Source organism: Kitasatospora sp. HUAS MG31 (assembly GCF_040571325.1).
Classification (GTDB): domain Bacteria; phylum Actinomycetota; class Actinomycetes; order Streptomycetales; family Streptomycetaceae; genus Kitasatospora; species Kitasatospora camelliae.
This window is the reverse complement of sequence record NZ_CP159872.1, coordinates 1,110,644-1,125,448: the sequence shown is the minus strand read 5'-3', so window position 1 is coordinate 1,125,448 and position 14,805 is coordinate 1,110,644. Positions and strand designations below refer to the sequence as shown.

The following is a 14,805-nucleotide window of genomic DNA, read 5'->3' as shown; positions in this document are numbered from 1 at the left end:
GGCCGCCGCGAGGGCCGGTGGTCCCCGGTCGCAGAGGGTCCGTCAGGCTCCCGTGGCAGGCAGGCCGTTGCCCTTCCGTCCGCGAGTGCCCGGACCGGGGACCAGTGGAGCGGCCGGGACGGGACCGCCGGACGCCGGGACAGGGCCGTCCGTCCCTGGGAGGAGCGCCGGCCGCACGCGGAGGATCTCCATCGGGAGCAGCCCGTTCCCGACGGACCACGCGGACCCCCCGTCCGAACCCACCTGGAAGGGAACCCCATGTACCCTCTGCAGAGCCGTCCCGCCACCGACGTCCTGGTGGAGACCCGCGGTGAGGTCACCCTGGCAGCACCCGACTACGCCCGGGCGAAGCTGCTCGCCGTGCTGGACCGGGTGGACGAGCCGGTCCTCGCCGCCCGGGTGAAGCTCACCCAGGAGCCCAACCCCGCGGTCGCCAGGCCCGCCCTCGCCCAGGCCGTCGTCGACCTCAACGGCCGGCCGGTCCGCGCCCATGTGGCGGCCGCCACCATGCAGGAGGCGATCGACCTGCTCCAGGACCGGCTGAACGCCCGGATCGCCCGCGTCCGCCGCCACCGCGACCACCACCGCCACCACGGGACGGCCCCGGACGCCGGAGGCGACCGCGCCGAGCGCGGGCACCGCCCGCAGCGCCGCGACCGCCATGGCGAGGACCGGCGGATCGTGCGGCACAAGTCCTACACCCTGGCGCGGCAGACCGTCTGGGAGGCGGTGCTCGAACTGGAGGCCATGGACTACGACTTCCACCTGTTCACCGACGCCGCGAGCGGCCGCGACAGCGTGGTCCACCGGGACACCGCCGACGGGTACCGGCTGGCCACGGCCGCCCCGCGGGCGGAGCCGGTGCCGGGGCTCCCGACGAGCACCATCGGCGCACCGGAACTCGCCACCGCCGACGCCGTGACACGGCTCGATCTGAGCGGCCTGCCGTTCGTCTTCTTCACCGATGCCGAGACCGGCCGCGGCCACGTGCTCTACCACCGCTACGACGGCGACTACGGTCTGATCACCCCCGTGCTGTAGCGGCGGGCGAGGCCCCGGGAGCCGAGGACGAGCAGCTCGGCCTCGTGAGCCGCCCCGGCCAGGACGTCCACCACCTCCTCGCCCTCCGCGAGGTCGGCCCGGAGGTCCAGGCCGGGATGGGCCACGCGGACTCCGCGCTCCGCGGCGGCGAGCATGCGGGCGCTCAGGGCGGGGTGGTCGACGACGCCCGCCGCGGCCGGCCGGGTGTCGTCCAGCCGGGTCCGGACGTGCAGCAGACGCAGCGGCAGACGGCGGCGGTCGGCCTCGTGGCCGCCCAGTGGGCGGCCACGAGGCTCTGCGCGGAGCCGTCGACTCCGGCCAGCAGGAAGCGGGTCATGAAGAGTTCCTTGTCGAGAAGAACGAAGGGGGACGAGCGGACGCCGGGTCGGGCGAGCGCCGTGCGGCGGGCGGCGAGGACCGTCGCCGGTTCGGCCCGGGGCGGGACTGCGCCCGGGAGCGCAGCCGGTGTTCTCGTCGTCGTGGCGTCGGCCCCTGCCGGTCGGCGGGCCGATCCCAGGCTCCCGGCACCCGGACGGCGCCGAGGAGGGCCGTGCAGTCCACTCCGCCGGGCCGCAGGTCCCGCCCGGATCCGGCGGGCCTCGGCCGTCCGGGTGAAGCGCCGGGACGGCGGGGCCGCAGGTCCCTCGTCCGGAGCCGCGATCGTGGCCCGGTCGGCCCTGGGCCCGGACCGACGCCCCGGGTGACGATGAGCCAGGCCGTCCCGCCCGCTCCTCGCAGGCCGCGAACCGGGAGACGTGGCGCGGCCGACCCCGAAACCAGGGGGACCGTGAGGAGACGATCACCATGGACCTGCCCGTCACCGTCGGTGTGGACGGCTCCGAAGCCGCTCTGGCGGCCGCCGACTGGGCCGCCCGCGAGGCCCTGCTGCGCGACCGCCCCCTGCGCGTCCTGCACGCCCTGCCGCTGATGCCCCATCTGCTCCCCGTCCGCGCCGCGGCCGACCGGGCGGGCGGCGACCTCCTGCACGAGGTGGAGCACGTCCTGGCGATGCGCCACCCCGGCCTCCGGATGCGCACCGAGGAGGTCCACGACGCCGCCACCGCGGCGCTGCTCGCCGCCGGCGAGGACGCCGACCCGCTGGTCCTCGGGGCACGCGGGAGCGACGGGTTCCCGCAGCTGCGCGTCGGCTCGACCGCCCTCCACCTCGCCGCCCGCACCGGCTGCCCGACCGTGCTGCTCCCGGTGGATCCCCTCGGCCCGCACCCGCGCGAGCACGTGGTCCTCGGCGTCGACGCCCGGCGTCCCGCAGAGGGGGCGCTCGCGTTCGCCTTCGCGGCGGCCCACCGCTACGGCCTGCCGCTGCGAGCCGTCCACGCCGGACCGGTACCCCCGGCGGACCTCGGCGCTGAAGCCGAACTGCTGGCGGACGCCCTGACGCCGTGGAAGGCAGCCCACCCCGAGGTCGAGGTCCTCGAGGACGTCGAGCGCGGCAGCCCGGGCCGGGTCCTGACGGAAGCGTCCGCCAAAGCCCGGTTGCTGGTACTGGGACGCCGGCCGGTCGGCCCGGTGCTCCTGCTCGGCCCGGTGGTCCATGCCGTCCTGCACCACGCCGCCTGCCCCGTGGCGGTCGTGCCGGAGACCTGAGGACGGGCCCTGACCCGGGACGTTCGGAACCGGGTCAGGGCTGGGCCGTGGCCGGCCGCGACGGCTAGACGCCCTCGCGGCTCCTGAGCCGCCGGGTGAGGAGCTGGAACGGCCGGAGGGTCAGCCGGACCTGGCGGGCGCCCTCGCGGACGGCGGCGGGGTCCTGGCCGGCGCCGAGCGGGCGCTCCAGCAGGTCGCAGACGGTCACCTGGCGAGCGGGAAGCCCGCGGTCAGATCGGCCCGGGTGCGGGCGCCGTGGGCCTCGTAGAGGCGCACGACGAGGTCGCCGGAGCGGTCGTCGGCGAGCTTCACCGCCTCGATGACCACGCCCTCGCGGTCGACGGCCACCAGTGGTTCGACCGGGGCCGAGCCGGCACGGGTGTGGGTTCGCTCGGGCAGGTTGAGGTGGTAGCCCTCGCGGACGGCGTCGGCGATGCCGGCACCGATGACCAGCGCGTACCGCAGGCGGTGCTCGCCCCGGTCGGCGTCCGGGTCGGGGAAGCGCGGGGCGCGCAGCAGGGACAGCCGCACCGTGGTGGTGGTGCCGCCGTCGGGGCGGACGTCGCGGGTGACCGGGACCCGGCGGCCACCCCCGAGACGACGGCCCGCCAGTTCCACGGCGCCCTGCACGCCGTCCCGCAGATCTCCACCCGGCTGGCCGGGCTCCCCCGGTCCAGCACCGGACCCTCGCCTTCTGGCTGACCGTCTGGCGCCAGGACTCCGCGGTCCTCCTCGGTGGCCACTACGAGCCCGGCCGCCCGGACGAGCTCTACCCTCAGGTCGTCGCCGGCCACGGCAATCGGCAGGTGGTCACCAGCTACACCGACCGGGTCATCCCCGTCCCTCCCGGCGCCTGGCGCACCCTGGTGATCGTCAGCGGCTCCACCGCCCCGCGCGTGCTGCTGGAGGTGTCCGGGCCGCCGCGCCACGTCCGGATCACGACCCACGACGCCGGGGGCAACCGCGGACCGACCACCACCCGCCACCTGGTCCACGGCCTCCACGAGATCGAGGTGCCGCCCTCGGGTGTGTGCAGCCTCGGTGTGGCCCCGGACCCGTGCACACCCGGTGACGAGAACTGACTGACCCCGGACCACGGACACCCGCACCCGGCCCGGGCCCGGCCCGGACCCGACCTGGCCGCTGGGTCCGTCCCCCGAGTCGGCGCACTCGCGTTCCCGCGTGGCCGGCTCCCGGCGGCCGTCTCCGAACGGCGCGCTCGGCGCCGTCGTCCGTATCGTCCTCGGGCCTCGAACGGGTGGGGAGGGCTGAGACGGTACGGGCGGGGCGTCGGCCGCCCGTGGTCAGCGGCGCAGGGCGGTGAGGGTGGTGTCGAGGTCCGGTCGGGCGGTGCGGGGGCGGTTGTGCGGGAGCCGGCCGAGGAGGGCTCCCATGGCGCAGGTGTCGGTGACGGAGGCGAACACGAGGCCGGCGCCGACGGCGGCGGCCAGCCAGCGGGCCCCGGGCAGCAGGAGATCGGCGAGGACGCCGAGCAGGACGAGCAGTCCGGCGGCGAAACGGACCTGCCGGTCCATGGCCCAGACCGTCCGGGACCCGGCCACCCGGTCCAGCGGGTGTCCGGCGGCGGCCCAGGCCCTGGTGCCGCCGACCAGGGTGGCGGCACCGATACCGGCCGCTGAGAGCTGCTCGCAGGCGGTCCGGGAACGGTTGCCCGAGGCGCAGACGGCGGTGACCGTTCCGCGGTCGGCCGCCTCGCGCAGGGCGGGCAGGGCCTGGTGGAGCCGGTCGAGCGGGATGTTGTGGGCGCCGGGGATGTGGCCGGCGGCGTACTCGCCGGGGGAGCGGACGTCGATGACGGTCACCCGGGTGACGCGGGGGTGGAGCTGCTCGACGGTCAGGGACGTGGTCATGTGCATCCTTTGGTGGGGGGCCGCCCGGGTCGGGGGAGTGGCCGGGGCGGGGTGGGTCGGCCGGGGTGGGCCGGTCAGCCGAGGGAGTCGACGAGCATCAGGGCGGCGACGGCCAACAGGGCGACGGCGAAGGCGGTTTGGAGGGTCCGTCCGCTGAACCGGCCGGCCAGGCGCTTGCCGTCCCAGGCGCCGAGCACGGCGGCGGCCGTGAACGGGGCGACCACCGCCCAGTCGAGTCCTCCGGTGGCGCCGAGGCGGGGGAGGAGCGCGGCGAGCGAGTTGGCGGAGATGACCATCAGGCTGGTGCCGACGGCCTCGGCCATCGAGAAGGCGAGGACGGAGACCAGGGCGGGGACGGCGAGGAAGCCGCCACCGACGCCGAGCAGTCCGGTGACCGCACCGAGTCCGGCGCCCGCACCGGCGGACCGGAGGGCGGTCGGCCGTACCGCCGCCTCGCCCGAAGTGGCCCCGGGCGATGGGGACTTCCGGGCGGCGGCGAGCATGCGCGAGGCGGCGAGCGCGGCCAGGACGGCGAAGCCCGTGGTGAGCACGGCGGCCGGTACACGGGTGGAGAGCGCCCCGGCCGCGGCGGCCACCGGCAGTCCGGCGGCGGCGAACAGGAGGCCGGTGCGCCAGCGGACCCGTCCGGCGCGGCTGTGGGCGAGCAGGCCGGTCAGCGAGGTGGCGGCGACGATCAGCAGGCCGGCGGTGCCGGCGTGGGCAGGGGTGAAGCCGAGAAGGTAGACCAGGGCCGGGACGGCGAGCATGCTGCCGCCGGCGCCGAGCCCGCCCAGCGCCAGGCCGACCACTGCTCCGGCCAGCAGGGCGAGGACGAGCGCGGTCATATGACCTGCCCGACCGTTCCGTCAGCCGTGACGAGGGGCAGCCCGGCCCGGGCCCAGGCCCGCATCCCGCCCGCCACGTTCCGTGCGGTGACGCCACGAGCCGTGAGCAGGGCGACCGCCTGCCCGGAACGGCTCCCGGAGCGGCAGACCACCAGCACCGGATGGTCCGGATGTCCGGCGATCCCCGCCGGGAGGCCCGCCCCCGCGGCCAGGTCGCCCAGCGGCAGCCACCGGGCGGACGGCGCGCGACCGGCGCAGAACTCGTCCTCCTCGCGGACGTCCAGGAGGGTGGCCCTCCCGGTCACGAGCAGGCGTTCGGCGGCGGCGGGCGTGGTCTGCGAGGGATCGGCCGGGTCGTGATACGTGGGCAACGTGGGCACGGGGGCCTCCTGACGTGCGGCGATGGCGATAGCGGTGGCGAAGGTGAGGACCGGCGCGGGTCGGCGCGGCGGGGGCTCTCGGTGGGTGGTCGCGGCGGTTCGGGGTGCCGCGAGGAGGGGGCTGCGCCGGTGGCGACGACCGGGCAGCGCCGGCCCTTGGCTCCGATGATACCCATGGGGGTATCGTGTGAGGCAAGGGATACCCCCACCCGTATCTTCACCAGGAGTTTCACGTGCACTTCGCGCAGTACTACCTCGACTGTCTGTCCCAGGCCTCATACCTGATCGCCGACAAGAGCACCGGCCGCGCCGTGGTGGTGGACCCGCGCCGCGACATCGACGAGTACGTGGCCGACGCCGAGGCGCGCGGCTTCACCGTCGAGGCCGTCATCAACACCCACTTCCACGCCGACTTCCTGGCCGGCCACCTGGAACTCGCCGCGCGCACCGGCGCCTGGATCGGCTACGGGCGGCGCGCGGAGACCGAGTACCCGATCCGCAAGCTCGCCGACGGCGAGCGGATCGACCTCGGCGAGGTCACCCTCCAGATCATGGAGACGCCCGGGCACACCCCCGAGTCGATCAGCGTCCTCGTCTTCGAACGCGCCACGGACACCGTCCCGTACGGCGTGCTCACCGGCGACGCCCTCTTCATCGGCGACGTCGGCCGCCCCGACCTGCTGGCCTCCGCCGGGGTCACGGCCGAGGAACTCGGCCGGATGCTGTACGACAGCGTCCAGCGCCGGCTCATGGGCCTGCCCGACGAGGTCCGCGTCTTCCCGGCCCACGGCGCGGGCTCCTCCTGCGGCAAGCGGCTGTCCAGCGAGCGGCAGTCCACCATCGGTGCCCAGCGCGCCACCAACTACGCCTGCGCCCCGATGAGCGAGGAGGAGTTCGTCGCCCTCGTCACCGCCGGGCAGTCCGCCGCACCCGGCTACTTCGGCTACGACGCCACCCTCAACCGCCGGGACCGCGCCCTGTTCGACACCGCACAGGCCCACCGCCCCCTCACCGCCGAGGAGTTCCGCACCCGCCGGGCCGCCGGTGCCGTCGTCCTCGACGCCCGCAGCCCCCAGGAGTTCGCCGCCGGACACCTGCGCGGCGCGATCAACGTCCCCGCCGACGGCCGCTTCGCCGAACAGGCCGGCGCCGTCCTCACCCCGGACGCCGAAATCCTCGTCCTCGCCCCCGACGGCCGCGCGGCCGAGGTCGTCACCCGCCTCGCCCGCATCGGCTTCGACCGCACCGCGGGCCACCTCGCCGAGTCCGCCACCGCGCTCGCCGCCCTCGCCGAGGACCTCACCCCGGCCGCCCGCCTCACCGTCGACCAGCTGCGCACCGCCCTCGCCACCGACCGGCCCCCGCTCGTCCTCGACGTCCGCACCTGCGGCGAGCGCGCCGAGGGCGCGGTGGACGGCTCGACGCACATCCCGCTCAACGAACTCCCGGACCGCCTGGACGAGATCCCCGCCGACCGCCCCCTCGTCCTCCACTGCGCCGGAGGACACCGCTCCTCCATCGCCGCCAGCCTCCTGCGCCACCACGGCCACGCCGAGGTCGCCGACCTCCTCGGCGGCTACACGGCCTGGTCGGCGGCCCACCGCCCCACCGGCTGACGATGACAGCCCGGCGCGGGGTCGCGCACACCCTGGCGGCAGCGCGGCCGTTCGTGACGGCGGAGTCAAGAGTCGAGTTCGGCCGACGATCACCAGACTCACTGGCGGACGGTAGGGTCGCTGTGCGGACACGGGCCACGAGGAAACGGAATCGGCAATGCGGGGCGATCGCGTTCTGGAGGACTGGGAGGTCGGCGCGCAGCTCCGCTGGTACGCGTTGCTGGAGATCCGCGCCATGGCCGGCAGACGGAAGCCCAACCCGGACTGGCCCGACGACGACTACGTCGCCTGTATTCGCTGGCTTGCCGACCTCTGCGACAACATCCCGTTCCTGCCCGACCCTCGCAAGCCATGGTGGAGCCGAGCACGGTCCGAGCGCCGATTCGCCTACGCCTGGGCCGTCGCAGACGAACGCGGACAGCGGTGGATCCTCAGCACGGTGGACAGGTTCGGCTGGAACTGGACACCGCCGTCCACCAGCTCGCCCGTGCTGCTGCCGCCAGGCGAAGACCGCGGACCGTCTGACAAGCCGTAGGAGGGCAACGCGGGCGGACGCCTACCCCAGCGCGAGCCAGGTGACACCCAGGCGGGCGATCCGGGAGGTCTCCTCCGGTTCCAGCGGCTCACGCCCGGTGACCTTGCGAAGAAAACGGGCAGGGCTCCAACCCAGCTCGGTCACCCCGCTCGTGTCCGGTCCGGTGAGGAATTCCAGCAGCAGGTCTCCGGCCGACGGCGTCAGCCATGCCTCACATCCGAGTGCATCGGCCAGGTCGATCCCGTGCACGGCGACTTCGAAGACGCGCGTCAGCATGAAGTCGGCGAGCAGCATCGCGTCGCCGTGCCGTGTCCGCACCACCCGGTGCTCCGGCTCCTTCCGGCACAGCCCTTCCGCGTTCCGCCAGGTTCGGGTGAAGTCGGCGACGAGCGCGACTCCTGAGGCGTGACGGGCGGCGCGATCCCGTCCCAGCTCGATTCGGGCCGCGTTGGTCGCGGTACTGAAACGGCGGTCCGGCCTGTAGTACTCGGTCGCGGCGACCTCGGGGACCTCGGGGGCCTGGCCTTCGATCATGTCCGGCACCCAGTCCAGCACGACGCAGACGTGGCCCAGCAGTTCACGGGCGGACCACGGTGCACACCGTGTCGGGTGGTCCCACGCGGCTTCGGGCAGCCGTGCGAGTTCCCGGCCGAGTGCCCCGGCCTCTGTCTCGAACGCGTCCAACACCCGGGTGAGATCCATGATCGTCAGGTTAGCAGCGGGCCCCTGACGGTCTGTGGTTGCTCGCCCTCGCGGAACCCGGACGCCCCCGGCCCGTACATGGCGGTCCGAGGGCTGCTCGCCGCGCCCCGGGGTCGAGGTGGTCGCCGCAGGTCCCCTTGTCAGCGAGGCGTGAGGAGGCAGAACTCGTTGCCTTCCGGGTCGGCCAGGACCGTCCAGGAGATTGCGGACTGGTCGATGCCGGGGTCGGTGGCGCCCAGGGCGCGCAGCCTGGCCTCCTCCTCCGCCGGGTCGTCACCGCGGTAGGGCCTGACGTCGAGGTGGACGCGGTTCCACCCGCTCTTGGTGTCGGGGGAGCGGTGGAACTCCAGGTAGGGGCCGACGCCTTGGGCGGAGCGCATGGTCGCGTGGTCGTCGGTGACCTCGTGCACCGTCCAGTCCATCGCCTCGCCCCAGAACCGGGCCGTCTCCCGTGGGTCGGTGCAGTCGACGACCACCGCGGCGATCGGCCCGGTGTCCATGTTGAGCGGGTGGGGGTCCAGGACGCAGAACTCGTTCCCCTCCGGGTCGGCCATGACCGTCCAGGGGACGTCGCCCTGGCCCACGTCGGCGAGTGTCGCGCCGAGGTCCTTCAGGCGTGCGACCAGCTCCGCCTGATGGGCGGCCGAGGTGGTGGCCAGATCGAGGTGTACCCGGTTCTTCGCCGTCTTGGCTTCCGGGCTGGCCACGAGGTCGATGCAGACGGCCACGGGGTCGGGGTAGGCGAAGTCCACGGGTTCGAGGTTGGTCACGCCGGGCGCCTCGCTGTCGACACCCCAGCCGAGTGCCTCCGCCCAGAACCGGCCGAGCGCGGCGTCGTCATGGGCCTTCATGTTGATCTGCACAAGTCGTGTTGCCATGTCGCAGATCCTAGAAGCTGACGTCGGCTCGAGCCGCCGAGATCGGACATGTGCTCGACTGTCACCGGAGGAGGACGCATGGATTCCGATGACCTGATGTACGAGCTTCGCCGCGATGTCACGCGGCCGCGGCCGCGGCAGGAAGGCCCCCGAACCTGCTGGGCGTGGCAGGGGTGAACGGTCTGGCTCAAGCCGCCGGCATCGCGAGCTACTGGATTCGCCAGGGCATCGCCGACCGTGTCGAGGTACTCGACCGGCAACGGTTCGTCCTCGCCGTCTCGCGGCTCGACGTCCACGTGCTCGATGATCCGCGCGAGCAGGACACTGATCCGCCGTAGCGCAGACGCGGGTGTTCGCCGTCATTCAGCCGAGGCGTTCGATGGCGAACCCCGTCGTTCAGGCTTCGCTTGTCGGCGAGGGCCTCCCGGCGGCTCGGAGGCTGCCGGGAGGCCCTGCTGTTCCGCTCCTACGCTCCTGCCGCCGCCTGGCGCGGCAGGTGGCGGGGTGTGCCGTGCGGTCCGAGATGGGTCAGGCGGCTGAGGGGCTTCGGGTGCTTCGCGGTGTCGGCGTCGACGGAACCGGGTCCGTGGAGGGTGAGTTCGAAGTCCCGGTGCGCCTTGGCGTCCAGGGACAGGGGCAGTTGGATGCGCCCGGATCCGGCCAGGCGGCGGACCGCGTTCCGGCTGAGTCCGAGGCCGAGCATCAGCAGGCGTTCGACGCGGATCGGTGTGGGCAGTTCGAAGGTGACCAGGACCTTGAGCGGGGTCGGGTCGTCGAGTGCGTGGAGGGGCGTGCGGGTCTCCAGGTCCCAGGTCCCGGTCCAGTCGAGGCGGTAGCCGTTCCTCGTGGCGAGGGAGGCACTCGTCGCCAACTCGCGTACCACGGCTGGGTCGTTGTTCTCGTACGCCACCAGGCGAGCGGGGTCCAGGGACGAGACGTGGACGCGTTCGTGGACGGGCACCTTCGAGGTCCGGTCGCAGGCCGTACAGCTCAGGAGCAGCCAGATGTCGAGGAGTTTGCCGTTCGCGTTGGCCCGGATCCTGCCCGAGGGGCGGTGGCGGGTGCTGGAGCAGTCCGGGCAGGGGCGGACGACGGCGGGCAGGGCGGACTGACGCACGGCCCACAGGGCCTTGCGGTCGGTATGCATGAAGATGGTTGCTTTCAGGACTCGGCAGGAGCGCTCGCAGGCCAAGCCGCGGCCGCGGCTCCTGGGCAGGACGGATGCACACGAGGGCGCGGGTCGTCGCCTCCGGGCCGAGTGGTCAAGCGCTCGGTCTCGGAGGTCGCCCGCGCGACGGGTCGGTCGTTGCTACGTGGCAGCCGTTACAGGTCCATGCGGGCGATCATGATCGAGGCCGTGTCCGGCGGGCAACAGGTTTTTCGAGCTCCCGCCGACGGCCCTGACGGCCCCCGGCAGCTCCAAGTCCTGGACGGACGCGCCCAGTCGGCGCCCTGCCCTACCCTGGGCACGGTGAATCTTCTGCACCTGATGGAGAGTCAGTCGAGCCTTCGTGGCATCCCGGCCGTGGCAGCCGGCGCCTCCGCGGCGGGCGTCCGGGAGACGGCCGCCCTCGGGCCGGACGCGGTGACGGCGGAGTCCTGCTTCCGGATCGCCTCGCTGACCAAGGTCCTCACCTCCGCCGCGCTGGTCCGGACGATGCGGGACCGGGGCATCCCCCTGGACACGCCCGTCCGCGACCTGCATCGCGCCCTCGCACCGGACTGGCGGGCCGACGAGGGCCTCACCGTCGAGCAGGTTCTGGGGCAGGTCTCCGGCCTGCGCGCGTCCGTGGACGCGGCGACGGCGGCGGCCCTGGGCGACGGGGACGACGCGCTGCTGGAGGCGGCCCGGCTGGTGGTCCGCGCCGGGAACGAACGGGAGCCCGGGGAGCGCTGGTCGTACGACAACGGCAACTACTTCCTGGCAGGTTCGCTCCTCGCGGCCCTGAGCGGTACGACCTACGAGCGCGCGCTGGAGGGGTGCCTCCTCGGTGCCTGGGGCCTGAAGCGGACGGGGTTCGAGACCCCGGAGGCGCCCGTCACCGGGTGGAGCGGCACGACCGGGATCCCGCTGTCGGACTATCCGCGCGCCCGTCGGCCCAGCGGGGGACTGTGGTCCTCGGTGGCGGACCTGCTGGCCGTCGGCGAGGCCCTGCTCGCCGACCGGGCGCTGCTGGCGGAGATCCGCCGCCCGCGCACCCGGCCCGGTGACCCCATGGCGTACGGGCTGGGCTGGGCCCTGGGTCCGTCGGGGCAGATGTACCTCAACGGACGGCTGCCCGGCTACCGGGCGGCGATGGTGCTGGTGCCCGACCGGGAGTACGTGAGCGTGGCCCTCGCCAACGAGGACGGCGCCCTGCCCGCCCTCGCCCGGCTGCTGAGCGACCTGCAACGGCCCGTGACCGGGGACGACCTCGCCCCGGCGGTCGACGCCTTCGCCGCCTTACCTCCGAAGCAGCCGACCGCCTGACCCCCGACCGCCGAAGCGGCTGAATCGGCTGAACTGCCGTCAGGCCCCCGCTGTGCCCTCGGCGAACGGATGTCCCCTCGTGCGGCCGGTCGGGCAGGCTGCGTCGTATGGAGATCATCGAGGTACGACCGGAACTGCGCATGCTCCGCTTCCCCGTGGGAGCGGCCTACCTGTGGCGGGACGGCGACGAGCTGACCCTGATCGACACGGGCGCGGCCGACCGCGCGGCCGACATCGAGGGGGCCCTCGACGGGGAGCTGCGGCGGATCGTGCTGACGCACTGGCACCAGGACCACACCGGCTCGGCCGCGGAGCTGGCCGGCCGGCACGGCGCGGAGGTGGTGGCGCACCGGCGGGAGGCGCCGGTGATCCGGGGGGAGGCGGTCGGGGCGCCGCCGGTGCTGGAGCCGTTCGAGGTGCCGATCTGGGAGGCGCTCCCGCCGCTGCCGCCCGCTCCGCCGTGCCGGGTGGACCGGGAGGTCGAGGACGGCGAGGTGCTGGCGTTCGGCGGCGGGGCGGTGGTGGTGGCGGTGCCCGGCCACACGGACGGGTCGATCGCCCTGCACCTGCCCGGGCCGCGGGTGCTGTTCACCGGCGACGCGGTCGCCAACGTCGGCCGGACCATGCTGGGAGTCTTCAACACCGACCGCCTCCGGGCCGTGGAGTCGCTGCACCGGCTGGCCGGACTCGCGGCCGACACGGTGGTGTTCGGGCACGGCGATCCGATCCTCCGGGGGGCCGCGACCGCCCTGCGGGAAGCGGCCGCCGAGGCGGGGTGACGGAGCAGGGTGTGGCGGGCCGCCTGGCACATCGGCCGGTCGCGGCGGTGTTCCCACAGGTCAGAGCGGTTCTGGCGGGCGGTCAGGTGGCGTCATGCGGCGGCAACGAAAAACCGGTGGGTACGGCCCTGGGGTTCTGGCCGAACCACCCGCCGACGCCCGGAGCAGCGCCGATGACACTACTGCGGTCCCTGCGCCGTCCGCTGCCCCACCGGGGCGGTCACCGTCAACATGCCCTACCTGCTGCGCTGAGGAGCCGTCATGACCTCCACCACCCGCCCGCTCGGCACGCTCCTCGCCGCCGCCGTGCTGACCGCGGCCACCGCCTGCTCGACCGCCGGCGCCTCCGGCGACACCGTCGAGGTGGTCGTCGGCTACTCCAGTGTCCCACCAGTGGGCGGCCGCCACGACGCCGCCCGCGAGGACGGTTCCGACCGCTGATCCCGCCAGCAGGCCCCGGCCGTCCCGGCGGCGCGGCGGGTCGTCCGCCCGCGCCCCCGGGGTGTGGCGGGTGCCGCCGAGAGTCGTCTCCAGCACGGTGACCGGCCCTCCGTCCTCCTGCCGCGTGGCGGCAGCATCTATTGTCTGCGCACCGTCAAAGGGTGGGCAGGGACAGAGTAACGCTGATAATCATTCTCATCTAGGTGGGTGCTTCCCGCTCCTCCCTCGGCCACCCGTACCCGGAGAGCGCCTCCGCCGGACCGCCCTGCCGGACGATCCGTCCACCGTCGAGGACGGCGACCCGGTCCGCGAGCACCCGGACCGCGTCGAGATCGTGACTGATCATCACCAGCGCCACGCCGTCCCGCTCGCGGAGACCGGCCAGCAGGTCGAGCACGGTGTGGCGGCTCGCCGCGTCCAGACCGGAGGTGATCTCGTCGCACACCAGTACCCGGGGAGCGCCCGCCAGTGCCCTGGCCAGCGCGGCCCGTTGCAGCTCACCCCCCGACAGGGCGGCCGGCCGGCGAGCGGTCAGCGCGGTCGGAAGCCCGACCTCCGCGAGCAGCCGCCGGGCCACGCCCAGGGCCTCGTGCCGATCCGCCCCGCGCAGCCGGACGGCGGCCCGCGCGACCTGCTCCTCCACCGCGCGGTGCCCGTCGAAGGACGCCAGGGCGTCCTGGAACACGTACTGCACAGCGGCGAGTTCGGCTCGGGAGCGGTCCCGGAGGCTGCGCGCCAGGGGACGGCCGTCGAGGGTGACCACGCCCCGGTAGCGATGGTGCAGGCCCGCGACGCACCGGCCGAGCGTGGTCTTCCCGCTGCCCGAGCGGCCCACCAGCCCCAGGCACTCCCCACGGTGGAGGTCGAGGCGGACCCCGTGCAGCGCCCCCACGCCCCCGGGATGGGCGGCATCGAGGGCCTCGACCCCCAGGACCCGCGGTCCCCGGGACCGCCGGACCGCCGGCGGGGCGGCCGGCGGCCCGCCGTCCACCGCGGCGAGCACCCGCGCGGCGGGCCCCGCGGCCACCACCCGACCGCCGTCGAGCACCACCACCTCGTCGGCCAACTCCCGTACCACGTCCAGGTCGTGACTGAGGAGAAGCAGACCGACCCCCTGCCGGACCACGGCGGACAGCTCGCCGACCATCCGCCGCTTGGTCAGCACGTCCTGCCCGGTGGTCGGTTCGTCGGCGACGAGGACCCGGGCGCCGGCCAGCAGCGCCTGGGCCAGCACCACCCGCTGCTGCTGGCCGCCCGACAGCTGGTGCGGGTAGCGGCCCAGCACCTCGTCGGGGTCGGCGAGCTGCGCCCGCCCCAGCGCCTCGCGCACCCGGGCGCTGCCGCCGCCGCGCAGCCGTGCGATGTCCCGCAGCAGGGCGCCCACCCGGCGGGCCGGGTTGAGCGCGGTGGCGGGGTGCTGCGGGACGTAGCCGACCGCGCCCGCCGGGACGTCGACCCGGCCGGTGACCCGGGCCCCGTCCGGGTACTCGCCGAGCAGGGCGAGACCGGTCGTGGTCTTGCCGCTGCCGGAGGCGCCGACCAGGGCCGTCACCCGGCCCGGCAGGACGCACAGGCTCACGCCGTCCACCAGCGGGCGGCCCGCGACCTCGACCCGCAGGCCCTCCATCTCCACCACGGGACG

At 74.6% G+C, this 14,805-nt stretch carries 18 protein-coding genes and 2 pseudogenes; 10 read left to right on the top strand and 10 right to left on the bottom strand.

Annotated elements, in window-relative coordinates; genetic code table 11:
• Positions 1-258: 258 nt before the first annotated feature.
• Entirely contained in the window at positions 259-1,041 is a 783-nt protein-coding gene (locus ABWK59_RS05455) for a ribosome hibernation promotion factor (protein ID WP_354638279.1), read from the top strand.
• Here ABWK59_RS05455 and ABWK59_RS05450 read toward each other — a convergent pair.
• Together ABWK59_RS05450 and ABWK59_RS05445 are read right to left on the bottom strand one after the other, a co-directional pair.
• A complete protein-coding gene (locus ABWK59_RS05450; RefSeq protein WP_354638277.1) occupies positions 1,014-1,166 on the bottom strand; it encodes a hypothetical protein in 153 nt (50 codons plus the stop codon). The two genes, ABWK59_RS05455 and ABWK59_RS05450, sit on opposite strands and share 28 nt — an antisense overlap.
• 38 nt (positions 1,167-1,204) lie before the next feature.
• Positions 1,205-1,378: a hypothetical protein gene (locus tag ABWK59_RS05445; RefSeq protein ID WP_354638276.1), complete on the bottom strand. Its 174-nt coding sequence runs from the start codon at positions 1,376-1,378 to the stop codon at positions 1,205-1,207.
• 467 nt (positions 1,379-1,845) lie between these two features.
• Here ABWK59_RS05445 and ABWK59_RS05440 point away from each other — a divergent pair, with 467 nt between their 5' ends.
• Positions 1,846-2,646 carry a universal stress protein gene (locus tag ABWK59_RS05440; RefSeq protein WP_354638274.1) on the top strand — a complete coding sequence of 267 codons (801 nt, stop codon included), beginning with the start codon at positions 1,846-1,848 and terminating at the stop codon, positions 2,644-2,646.
• A gap of 64 nt (positions 2,647-2,710) precedes the next feature.
• On the opposite strand, the pseudogene ABWK59_RS05435 reads toward ABWK59_RS05440, so the two are convergent.
• Positions 2,711-3,219, bottom strand: a pseudogene (locus tag ABWK59_RS05435) (glycosyl hydrolase-related protein); the annotation flags it as partial.
• A gap of 233 nt (positions 3,220-3,452) precedes the next feature.
• On the opposite strand from ABWK59_RS05435, the gene ABWK59_RS05430 reads away from it, so the two are divergent.
• On the top strand, positions 3,453-3,728 hold the full coding sequence (locus tag ABWK59_RS05430) for a hypothetical protein (protein ID WP_354638272.1): 276 nt from the start codon (positions 3,453-3,455) through the stop codon (positions 3,726-3,728).
• Positions 3,729-3,950: 222 nt separating this feature from the next.
• Here ABWK59_RS05430 and ABWK59_RS05425 read toward each other — a convergent pair whose 3' ends face one another.
• The 3 genes from ABWK59_RS05425 to ABWK59_RS05415 all read right to left on the bottom strand — a co-directional run bounded on the left by ABWK59_RS05425 (position 3,951) and on the right by ABWK59_RS05415 (position 5,742).
• Positions 3,951-4,517, bottom strand: coding sequence for a rhodanese-like domain-containing protein (locus tag ABWK59_RS05425; RefSeq protein ID WP_354638270.1), 567 nt, complete (start codon positions 4,515-4,517; stop codon positions 3,951-3,953).
• 74 nt (positions 4,518-4,591) lie between these two features.
• The gene (locus ABWK59_RS05420) at positions 4,592-5,362 is read right to left on the bottom strand and encodes a sulfite exporter TauE/SafE family protein (protein ID WP_354638268.1); all 771 of its coding nucleotides are present in this window, start codon (positions 5,360-5,362) and stop codon (positions 4,592-4,594) included.
• Positions 5,359-5,742, bottom strand: a complete 384-nt coding sequence (locus tag ABWK59_RS05415; RefSeq protein WP_354638266.1) for a rhodanese-like domain-containing protein — start codon at positions 5,740-5,742, stop codon at positions 5,359-5,361. Before ABWK59_RS05415 ends, ABWK59_RS05420 begins: the two co-directional genes overlap by 4 nt.
• 233 nt (positions 5,743-5,975) lie before the next feature.
• On the opposite strand from ABWK59_RS05415, the gene ABWK59_RS05410 reads away from it, so the two are divergent.
• Together ABWK59_RS05410 and ABWK59_RS05405 are read left to right on the top strand one after the other, a co-directional pair.
• Positions 5,976-7,358 carry a rhodanese-like domain-containing protein gene (locus ABWK59_RS05410; protein ID WP_354638264.1) on the top strand — a complete coding sequence of 461 codons (1,383 nt, stop codon included), beginning with the start codon at positions 5,976-5,978 and terminating at the stop codon, positions 7,356-7,358.
• Between the two features lie 157 nt (positions 7,359-7,515).
• Positions 7,516-7,893, top strand: coding sequence for a hypothetical protein (locus ABWK59_RS05405; protein WP_354638263.1), 378 nt, complete (start codon positions 7,516-7,518; stop codon positions 7,891-7,893).
• Positions 7,894-7,914: 21 nt separating this feature from the next.
• Here the strand turns inward: ABWK59_RS05405 and ABWK59_RS05400 are convergent, their stop codons facing one another.
• Entirely contained in the window at positions 7,915-8,595 is a 681-nt protein-coding gene (locus ABWK59_RS05400) for a maleylpyruvate isomerase N-terminal domain-containing protein (RefSeq protein ID WP_354638261.1), read from the bottom strand.
• Between the two features lie 140 nt (positions 8,596-8,735).
• A complete protein-coding gene (locus ABWK59_RS05395; protein ID WP_354638259.1) occupies positions 8,736-9,473 on the bottom strand; it encodes a VOC family protein in 738 nt (245 codons plus the stop codon).
• A 164-nt stretch (positions 9,474-9,637) separates the two neighbouring features.
• Here ABWK59_RS05395 and ABWK59_RS05390 point away from each other — a divergent pair, with 164 nt between their 5' ends.
• On the top strand, positions 9,638-9,811 hold the full coding sequence (locus ABWK59_RS05390; protein ID WP_354638257.1) for a hypothetical protein: 174 nt from the start codon (positions 9,638-9,640) through the stop codon (positions 9,809-9,811).
• 128 nt (positions 9,812-9,939) lie between these two features.
• Here ABWK59_RS05390 and ABWK59_RS05385 read toward each other — a convergent pair whose 3' ends face one another.
• Positions 9,940-10,620 carry a DUF1062 domain-containing protein gene (locus ABWK59_RS05385; RefSeq protein ID WP_354638255.1) on the bottom strand — a complete coding sequence of 227 codons (681 nt, stop codon included), beginning with the start codon at positions 10,618-10,620 and terminating at the stop codon, positions 9,940-9,942.
• 324 nt (positions 10,621-10,944) lie between these two features.
• On the opposite strand from ABWK59_RS05385, the gene ABWK59_RS05380 reads away from it, so the two are divergent.
• From ABWK59_RS05380 to ABWK59_RS05365, 4 genes and pseudogenes are all read left to right on the top strand, one after another.
• On the top strand, positions 10,945-11,943 hold the full coding sequence (locus tag ABWK59_RS05380; RefSeq protein WP_354638253.1) for a serine hydrolase domain-containing protein: 999 nt from the start codon (positions 10,945-10,947) through the stop codon (positions 11,941-11,943).
• A gap of 107 nt (positions 11,944-12,050) precedes the next feature.
• Positions 12,051-12,722 carry an MBL fold metallo-hydrolase gene (locus ABWK59_RS05375; RefSeq protein ID WP_354638252.1) on the top strand — a complete coding sequence of 224 codons (672 nt, stop codon included), beginning with the start codon at positions 12,051-12,053 and terminating at the stop codon, positions 12,720-12,722.
• Positions 12,723-12,902: 180 nt separating this feature from the next.
• Positions 12,903-12,974, top strand: a pseudogene (locus ABWK59_RS05370) (4Fe-4S ferredoxin); the annotation flags it as partial.
• Positions 12,975-12,983: 9 nt separating this feature from the next.
• Complete coding sequence (locus tag ABWK59_RS05365) at positions 12,984-13,163, top strand: hypothetical protein (RefSeq protein WP_354638250.1); 180 nt, start codon at positions 12,984-12,986, stop codon at positions 13,161-13,163.
• Positions 13,164-13,362: 199 nt separating this feature from the next.
• On the opposite strand, the gene ABWK59_RS05360 is transcribed toward ABWK59_RS05365, so the two are convergent.
• A complete protein-coding gene (locus ABWK59_RS05360) occupies positions 13,363-14,790 on the bottom strand; it encodes an ABC transporter ATP-binding protein (RefSeq protein WP_354644836.1) in 1,428 nt (475 codons plus the stop codon).
• Between the last annotated feature and the right edge of the window lie 15 nt (positions 14,791-14,805).